General features: G+C 31.7%; 10 protein-coding genes and 1 pseudogene. All 11 read left to right on the top strand.

Annotated features, from left to right (window positions below):
* Positions 1-102: pseudogene (locus VQ048_RS10570) on the top strand (IS30 family transposase); the annotation flags it as partial.
* A gap of 148 nt (positions 103-250) precedes the next feature.
* Positions 251-532, top strand: coding sequence for a helix-turn-helix transcriptional regulator (locus tag VQ048_RS10565; RefSeq protein WP_327611658.1), 282 nt, complete (start codon positions 251-253; stop codon positions 530-532).
* Between the two features lie 19 nt (positions 533-551).
* Positions 552-1430, top strand: coding sequence for a hypothetical protein (locus VQ048_RS10560; RefSeq protein WP_327611657.1), 879 nt, complete (start codon positions 552-554; stop codon positions 1428-1430).
* A gap of 46 nt (positions 1431-1476) precedes the next feature.
* On the top strand, positions 1477-1845 hold the full coding sequence (locus tag VQ048_RS10555) for a hypothetical protein (RefSeq protein ID WP_327611656.1): 369 nt from the start codon (positions 1477-1479) through the stop codon (positions 1843-1845).
* Between the two features lies 1 nt (position 1846).
* A complete protein-coding gene (locus VQ048_RS10550) occupies positions 1847-3163 on the top strand; it encodes a phage terminase large subunit (RefSeq protein ID WP_327611655.1) in 1317 nt (438 codons plus the stop codon).
* A gap of 349 nt (positions 3164-3512) precedes the next feature.
* Positions 3513-4340, top strand: a complete 828-nt coding sequence (locus tag VQ048_RS10545; protein ID WP_327611654.1) for a hypothetical protein — start codon at positions 3513-3515, stop codon at positions 4338-4340.
* A 5-nt stretch (positions 4341-4345) separates the two neighbouring features.
* Positions 4346-4684: a hypothetical protein gene (locus tag VQ048_RS10540; RefSeq protein ID WP_327611653.1), complete on the top strand. Its 339-nt coding sequence runs from the start codon at positions 4346-4348 to the stop codon at positions 4682-4684.
* Positions 4668-4892, top strand: coding sequence for a membrane protein insertion efficiency factor YidD (yidD, locus tag VQ048_RS12955; RefSeq protein ID WP_442872820.1), 225 nt, complete (start codon positions 4668-4670; stop codon positions 4890-4892). Before VQ048_RS10540 ends, yidD begins: the two co-directional genes overlap by 17 nt.
* A 194-nt stretch (positions 4893-5086) precedes the next feature.
* Complete coding sequence (locus VQ048_RS10535) at positions 5087-5917, top strand: ABC-three component system protein (protein ID WP_327611652.1); 831 nt, start codon at positions 5087-5089, stop codon at positions 5915-5917.
* On the top strand, positions 5914-6147 hold the full coding sequence (locus VQ048_RS10530) for an ABC-three component system middle component 6 (RefSeq protein ID WP_327611651.1): 234 nt from the start codon (positions 5914-5916) through the stop codon (positions 6145-6147). The genes VQ048_RS10535 and VQ048_RS10530 overlap by 4 nt, the downstream gene beginning before the upstream one ends.
* Positions 6138-7835 (top strand): DUF2326 domain-containing protein, encoded by a 1698-nt coding sequence (locus VQ048_RS10525; protein ID WP_327611650.1) that lies wholly within the window; start codon positions 6138-6140, stop codon positions 7833-7835. Before VQ048_RS10530 ends, VQ048_RS10525 begins: the two co-directional genes overlap by 10 nt.
* Positions 7836-7838 lie beyond the last annotated feature (3 nt).

Raw genomic sequence — 7838 nt, 5'->3', positions numbered from 1 at the left:
AATAAACTCAATAATCGACCTCGTAAAAGACTTGGATACCTCACGCCAAACGAAAAATTTAAACAAATTATTAATCAGAATTCTGTTGCATTTGCAAGTTGAATTCAGCATTTAAAGCACTTGTGAAGAATATCATTTCAGCATTATTAAACTAAACTATTTACCTTATTATTTACCTTTCAAAAAGGTGTTCAAAAATTCTTTCCTATGTTCCACAAATTTGCACTTGACAATTCAATAGTAGCAGATTATGGAAAACAACATTGAACAAAGATTAGATAGAATTGAAAAGTTATTACTCAATTCACAAAAGACCGTTTTAAACTTTGAAGAACTGGTAGAGTTTACAGGACTTTCTCAAAGTTACCTTTACAAACTTACCAGCAAGGGAGAAATTCCATTTTATAGACCAAACGGAAAGCAACTATATTTTAACAAAGCCGAAATTGAAGCGTGGCTATTGCGTAACCGTTCAAAAACGAATGAAGAAATAGATGTTGAGGTTACAACCAAAAGAGTTTTAGGTAAGTAATGCTTAAAGTTTCTTTACAATGGTTGATTACATTAAAATAATGGCTTTAACAAAATGCTTATTTAATCCTAATTCATTTGAGCCTTTCAAATGGAGGGGCTTAATTTTCTATCCAAAGTTTAGAAATGGTAAACTGATAGGGTTTGAAAGCGAATACAGGGGTTTTAGGGTTGTTTTGTACTATGATAGAATAGAATTGAGCAACTCAATACACAAATTCTTTAAGGGTAACAATTATAGTGATTTCACTTATTCAGAATTGAAGTGTGCCATATATGAAATTTGTAAATGGTTTGCTATTGAACCTCAATACTGGGAAATCAAAAAAATGGAATTTGGTTTTTGTATTATAACACCTCAACCAGCGAACCAATATCTCAATGTTTTTTTTGAGTATAAATTAAGGCAGTTTGAAAAAATGAAACATCAACTTAGGGATTATGGAAGAAAATGTTTTATGTATGAGTATGCTTTAAAAGTTTATGACAAAAATTTACAGGTGGAAATAACGGATAATCTAAATATTTCAGATTGGAGATTACGAATAGAGTTTTGCTATAATCAAAAGAGAAAATTACCAAAGACAATTAGGACATTAGGGGATTTGTTGGATAACGAAAAGTTTAAACATTTGTATAAAGACCTCAACGAAGCATTCTCAAAGGTAGTTTATAATGATGAGGTAGATTTTTCTAAATCCACTAATGAAGAAAGAATACTTTTTTACGCTTCACTAAATCCAGACTTTATAAAGGTTGAAGAACAACTAAACAAAGCAGAAACAAAAATAATGAAGTCGAAAATTAAGCGATTAAGGGAAAGATTTTTAAAAAAGGAATTTAAGAAATGGTTTTTAAAAACCCTGTCAGACAAGTATATAGAACTTTATTGTAGTTGATTTATCAAACTTGTAATATAGTTGGAAAAATAATAAAACAATACTTATGCAAAAAGCAGACAAGAATACAGTAGAACAGCGTATAAAACTTATTGCTACAATGCTAATCAATGGTAGCAGTAGGGAGATAATAGTTCTACATTGTACAGAAAAATGGGATATAGGAGAAAGACAGGCAGATAAATACATTGCCAGAGCAAAAGTATTAGTGGAGCAGTCTGTAAAAAGAAAAGTAGAATACGATTACGCAAAGGCAGTAAGACGTTATGAAGATTTATACAAATTGAGTATAGAGAAAAAAGATTATAAAACTGCATTATCAGTAAATAAAGAACTTACTGTATTGCAAGGATTACATAAAATGCAAATAGAACATTCTGGTAATGTAGAGTTTATATGTAATATTCCAGATTAGAATGAAAGTAGATTTATCCCTATACTATCAACCAAAGCCCAAACAGATAGAAGCCCATAAATGCAGAGCAAAGTACGTTTTGTTCGGAGGTGCTATGGGTGGAGGTAAAAGTTGGTTTTTGTGTGCAGAAGCCATAAAACAAGCAATGAAATACAATGGTAATAGACTTGTAATTGCACGAAAAGAGTTATCAGTATTGAAAAAAACTACTTTGATTACATTTCTTTCCATTTGTCCAAAAGAGATTATTAGAAGTTTCAACCAAACCAGTTTAGAAGTAACTTTTATCAACGGCTCTACCCTTACTTTCATTGATGCCAATATTTCAAAAGACCCGATGCTTCAAAAAATCAAAGGTCTGGAGATTGGCTGGTTCGGGATTGATGAAGCCAACGAGGTAAGTATGGAGGTATATAGTTTGCTCAAAACTCGGTTACGCTGGATTTTACCCAACAAACAAAAGCCTCAATATGAGGGCAGATTAACCAGTAATCCAGAACCTTGTTGGTTAATCCCTGTCTTCATTCAGTCAAATAATTCTGATGAGGTTTATATTCAGAGCTTGACAACAGACAACTATGATGAAAATAGTGAGTACGTTCAAAACCTCAAAGAAGCCTTTAAAGATAACCCCAATTTTTTGAGGAAATACCTATATGCAGACTGGAGCTTGGTGGATACCATTAACCAGCTTATTCCAACTGAAGCTATTTTAAAAGCATCTAATAAAATACAAGGAACAGAGATTACCTCATTGGGTATAGATGTAGCACGCTATGGAGATGATAGAACTGTTTTTGTAATTCTCAAAGACGGAAATATCGAATTGATAGAAACTCATCCAAAAACAGCTACTACGGAGGTTGTTACCAGAGCTATTCAACTTATTCACGATTATAACATTGACCCGAATTATGTAGGAATTGATAGTGTAGGTATAGGTGCAGGCGTGGTAGATAGTTTAAAAATGCAAGGGTATGATATAATTGGATTACAAGGAGGAGCAAAATCAGAAGAAACTATTTATGAAGAAGCCTTTAAACCTTACAACCTCCGTTCACAAATGTATTATGAGCTACGAAAAGACTTTATCAATGGAGAAATAGGAAATCTGACTGATGAGAGCTTAAAATTAGAATTACAAGCCTTAAAATATGAAATTCATTTAGACAAAACTGTGAGAGTAATCAGTAAAGAAGCTATCAAAAAATTCTTAGGCAGAAGTCCCGATATTGCAGATAGTTTGGTTTATGCTAACTGGGTAAAAACATACAGAGGCACATCTAAATATCTTCCAGCAATTAGTGGAGGTTGGTAATCAAACTAATATTTTAAAAATTACAAGCAAAATTTTGTAATTTTGTCTCATAACAATAAAGCAGAAAATACATTTGAAAAAGCAGAAATAATTTATATAAAATATTGATTTAGCGTTAGCTATTATTCGGGTTTATCAAAATCGCCAAATTATGAAATGCCCCCAGAGTAATAAGTTCAACGCTCACGCTTTGGCGTGGGCTATACTTATTTGGGGTAAGGGCGTTTGGCGATGCCTGATAAACGAATATAGTTTTAGTCCCACGCTTTTTTATTGAATACAGATTGCTTTCTGGGACTGGAAGCAAATTAAATAATGAAATCTAATTTTTAATTTAATATCAAGTCTTATGAAAGTAGTAAAGTACATTTTAGGAGTATTATTCATACTCGGAGGTATCGGTGCGTTAGCACAAGGAGCGATTGGAGCAGGATTATTAACCGCCATTCTTGGAGTGTTATTCTTACCTCCTATTTCAGATGCACTCAAAGAAAAATTTAAGCTCTGGCAGAATAAAGCTGTTAGATATGTTTCATACATTGTTCTGTTTGGAATTATTGGTGTTTTTATACCAAAAGATGCAACAACAAAGTCATCATCTCCTAAAGAAGTTATTACTGAAAATATAGAACAAGGAAAAAGCAACAAACCCCGAATTATCAATTTGGACAAAGTAACTTTAGATAGTAATATGAAAAAAATTACACCAACCGAAAATGATATTACTTATCGAGTTGTGGAAATTCTGAAACATAACAAACAAGAAGGACGGATTCGTAATGCCAATTCCGAACAAATTGTATTATTGGTAGAAGTAAGCAATTATGATGAAGATGTCATAAAACAAATTGCTTTCAAATTGAAAGATGAGTATGCGAAATTTGCTCCGAAAAACTGTATGGTTGAATTATGGGATGATAAAAAGGCTTATGAGTTATATCTCGAAAGAGATAAATACGTTTCAGAATCATTTGATGAATTGATGGAGAAGTTCCAAAGGACAGGAAAGCCTATCGGGGATGAACACGAAAAGCTAAAAAGAAAATGGGATGAGAAAAACTATGCTTTTATCGCAGACCATAATCCAGCAACAATTGCAGAGGGTAGAATATTCTGGTATTATTTGCTTCAAGATGATTATTACAAAGAAGTTGGAGGTAAAAATTATAAAAAATAAGTGTTATGGCTAAAGAGATGAAAGAATTTAAAATTACCTGTCAAGGTTGCGGAAACATTAGATTTGTTCCTTATTTTGATTTTACACCTCAAAAAACAGCACAAAAATCTAAAGGTTTTTGTGCCGATATTTTAACCTCATTAGGTTTAGGAGTGGCTTGTTTACCTTTGGGATGCTGTACAGGTTTAGCATCGGTAGATGGATTAAATGCCAGAAACAGAACACCAGAACAGCAACGAGAAAAATACTTTGAATTGTCAAAAGTGGACAGCTGTAGTAAATGTGGTTCGTTAGCTAAAAAGGTCGAAGTCATAACACATAATTTAGATGAAGTTGGGAAGTAATATTTACATTGCTTTTATCTGGATATATAAAAAACTTGTATCTCCCATTTGGTCAAAGTTTTTTCGATGTAAATTCTATCCAACCTGTTCACAATACTCAAAAATGAGCGTTCAGAAATACGGATTAAGAAAAGGGCTGAAAATGACTTTAAACCGATTATCCAGATGTAGAATAGGGAATCACGACAGTTGTATTGATTTGCCTTGATAGATTAAAATGCGGACAGAGGTGTTCGCATTTTTGTTTAAGCTAAATGCTCCTAAAAATAATCTGAAATAGCTCTATTTTTTATTGCAATTTTTAGATTACATTTGTAACTTGCATTTTTGCAAGTCCAAACCTTGAAAGGAAATCGTAGAGAAAGGGTTTGATAGGCACGTTAAAATAGATTTGGAATTATAATGGCAGACAAAAAAGCAAGACAATACTCTGTACTAACAATTAAAAAATTGTATGCTTTATCTGGAAATAGATGTGCATTTCCTAATTGTGATGTAATGTTTTTAAATTGGGAAGATGATACAAATTTTTCCAATATATGCCATATTGAAGATGCTAACCAAAACACACACAAAGCGGACAGGTATAATCCAAATATGACAAGCAAAGAAAGAGCTGATTATAATAACCTTTTATTACTTTGTCCAAATCATCATATTGAGACGAACAACCCTGAAAAGTACACGGTTAATGTTTTAAGAGAAATGAAACGGAATCACGAAGAAGATGTATTGCAAAAACTATCTGGACAAAATCTAATAACAAAAAATCCGTCTGCTTTAAATATTGTTATTGGAAGTTTAGGAAGTAGTATTTTTAATGGTGCAAATGTCAATGACCCCTTATCTGCTCCAGACCCAGAAGAAAAAATACTTTATAACAATGTTATACGTTACAAAGCAATCATAGAAGAATATAGGGTTTATCAAGGTCGGTTAAACAAGGTTTATGAGGAGATTGAAAAACAAGGTTCGACAAGAAAAGAATTTGTTTTGCATAATATAAAAAGTGCTTACCTTTTAGAGAAAGGAAAATATAATAACATTGACCAAATTAGAGCTAACGCAGACAACATAATTGAGAATGTGCAAGCTAAACTTTGGGAAATAATTGAAAGTAGTAGTAACAAAAATACAGATTTACCTATTGAAGCAATTCAGATTAGTTTGTACGTGATTTTGGTTGATGCTTTTATGAGATGTAGTATTTTAGAAGAACCTCCGAAACAATGATAGTTAATAAAAATACAAGCCCTGAAAGAGATTTGTATTATCTGGGAGGAAAAGTAATAGAGATATTAGACCTCTCAAATAAAACAGAATTTGATTATTTTGAATTATATCACAGTTTGAGCAAGAACCATAGTATTTCTATCAATTTATTTTCATTGGTATTAGATTGGTTATTTATTTTAGGAGTATTAAAAAAAGGTAAGAAAGGTTTATTGGAGAGATGTTTTTAAAGCGGTTAATCATAGAGAACAAAACGGGAGTGATTCGGGATATTCTTTTTAAAAAGGGAATAAACCTTATCGTAGATGAAACTCCAGAGAGCCAAACCCAGCAAACCACAGGTAACAATGTAGGTAAGACTACTGTATTGCGGTTAATTGATTATTGTTTAGGTTCAAAAGGAGAAAGTATTTATAAAGACACCGAATTTTCTAATCAACCGAACACAACCATTCAAAACTTTTTAATTGATACAGAAGTTTTAATCACTCTTGAATTAGTAGAAGATTTAGAAGACGAGAGTAGTGAAAAAGTTATTATTCAACGTAATTTTTTGGACAGAAAGAAAAAAGTCTTAAAAATCAATAATGAAAATATTCAGACTAAGGATTTTGATTCTGAACTAAAGAAGCTGGTCTTTAAAACAGAAGTGGATAAACCTACTTTCAGACAAATCATATCAAAGAACATCCGAATTGATAAGGATAGAATGAATAACATCGTTAAAGTTCTTGGTGCATTTGTAAGTAATGAAGTTTACGAGGCTTTGTATTTGTTTTGGCTCGGAATTAACACAGACAATCAGGAAGAAAAACGGAATCTGGCAGAAGAGAGGAGAAATGAAAACAGATTTCGTAGAAGGTTAAAGAAAGAAGGAGAACTTGCTTTAATCGAACAAAAATTAGCTTTTCACAATGATAAGATAAAAGAGTTTGAGGAACAAAAGAAAAACTTTAACCTCAATGAGAATTATAATGAAGATATAGAAAAACTTAACCAAGTTAAGTATAATTTAAACCGAGTTGCTTCTGGAATTAGTCAATTAGAAGTAAGAAGGGATTTAATCATTGAAAGCAAAACAGATTTAGAACAAGAGTACACAAATATCAATACCAGTCAGATAAAAAGTTTATATGATAGAGCAAATGCTTTAATTCCTAACATTCAGGTTACTTTTGAAGAAACATTAAAATTTCACAATGATTTAATTTCTGAAAAATTAGAATATATAACAAAAGAATTACCTGATTTGGAACAAAAGTTACAATCATTGAGAGCGGATTTAAGCAGATTACGTAATCAGGAGTATGACTTAACCGCTAAAATTCAAAAATCAGGAGTAGCAGAAGATTTAGAAAAAATTGTTACAGAGCTGAACAAACAATTTGAACGTAAAGGTAATTTAGAAGAGCAAAAACGACTTTGGGAGGTTTCTAATGAAAAATTAGAACGAATTGAGAGTGAACTAAATTTGATTATCGAGGATATTACTTCAAACGACGAGTTGATTAAAAGTAGAGTTACTCAATTCAACAAGTATTTTACCAAAATGTCTGAAATACTTTATGATGAAAATTATATCCTTACACCTATTCAGAAAGATATTGGTTATGATTTGATTGTAACAAATGTTGAGGGAAATCCAAGTACAGGTAAGAAAAAAGGGCAAATAGCTGCATTTGACTTTGCATATATTCAGTTTGCTGATGATTTAGATATACGATGCTTACACTTCGTATTACACGACCAATTAGAAAATATTCACGATAATCAGTTAAATACATTGGTTGAGGTGGCTAATAGTATAAACGGACAGTATATAGTTCCGATTTTGAGAGATAAAGTACCTGCTAATATTGATGTTAGTCAATACGAAGTATTATCATTATCCCAAGATAATAAATTGTTCAAATTGTAATTC

The sequence above is a fragment of the Bergeyella anatis genome, assembly GCF_036016955.1.
Lineage (GTDB): Bacteria > Bacteroidota > Bacteroidia > Flavobacteriales > Weeksellaceae > JAYWXI01.
Note: the sequence above shows the minus strand (reverse complement) of the source record. Positions and strands in the feature narration are given on the sequence as shown.

What these genes read in the sequence shown, in the direction of transcription:
- VQ048_RS10565 (WP_327611658.1), top strand. Translation starts at nt 251, where the DNA reads ATGGAAAACAACATTGAACAAAGATTAGATAGAATTGAAAAGTTATTA.
- VQ048_RS10560 (WP_327611657.1), top strand. Translation starts at nt 552, where the DNA reads ATGGTTGATTACATTAAAATAATGGCTTTAACAAAATGCTTATTTAAT.
- VQ048_RS10555 (WP_327611656.1), top strand. Translation starts at nt 1,477, where the DNA reads ATGCAAAAAGCAGACAAGAATACAGTAGAACAGCGTATAAAACTTATT.
- VQ048_RS10550 (WP_327611655.1), top strand. Translation starts at nt 1,847, where the DNA reads ATGAAAGTAGATTTATCCCTATACTATCAACCAAAGCCCAAACAGATA.
- VQ048_RS10545 (WP_327611654.1), top strand. Translation starts at nt 3,513, where the DNA reads ATGAAAGTAGTAAAGTACATTTTAGGAGTATTATTCATACTCGGAGGT.
- VQ048_RS10540 (WP_327611653.1), top strand. Translation starts at nt 4,346, where the DNA reads ATGGCTAAAGAGATGAAAGAATTTAAAATTACCTGTCAAGGTTGCGGA.
- yidD (WP_442872820.1), top strand. Translation starts at nt 4,668, where the DNA reads ATGAAGTTGGGAAGTAATATTTACATTGCTTTTATCTGGATATATAAA.
- VQ048_RS10535 (WP_327611652.1), top strand. Translation starts at nt 5,087, where the DNA reads ATGGCAGACAAAAAAGCAAGACAATACTCTGTACTAACAATTAAAAAA.
- VQ048_RS10530 (WP_327611651.1), top strand. Translation starts at nt 5,914, where the DNA reads ATGATAGTTAATAAAAATACAAGCCCTGAAAGAGATTTGTATTATCTG.
- VQ048_RS10525 (WP_327611650.1), top strand. Translation starts at nt 6,138, where the DNA reads ATGTTTTTAAAGCGGTTAATCATAGAGAACAAAACGGGAGTGATTCGG.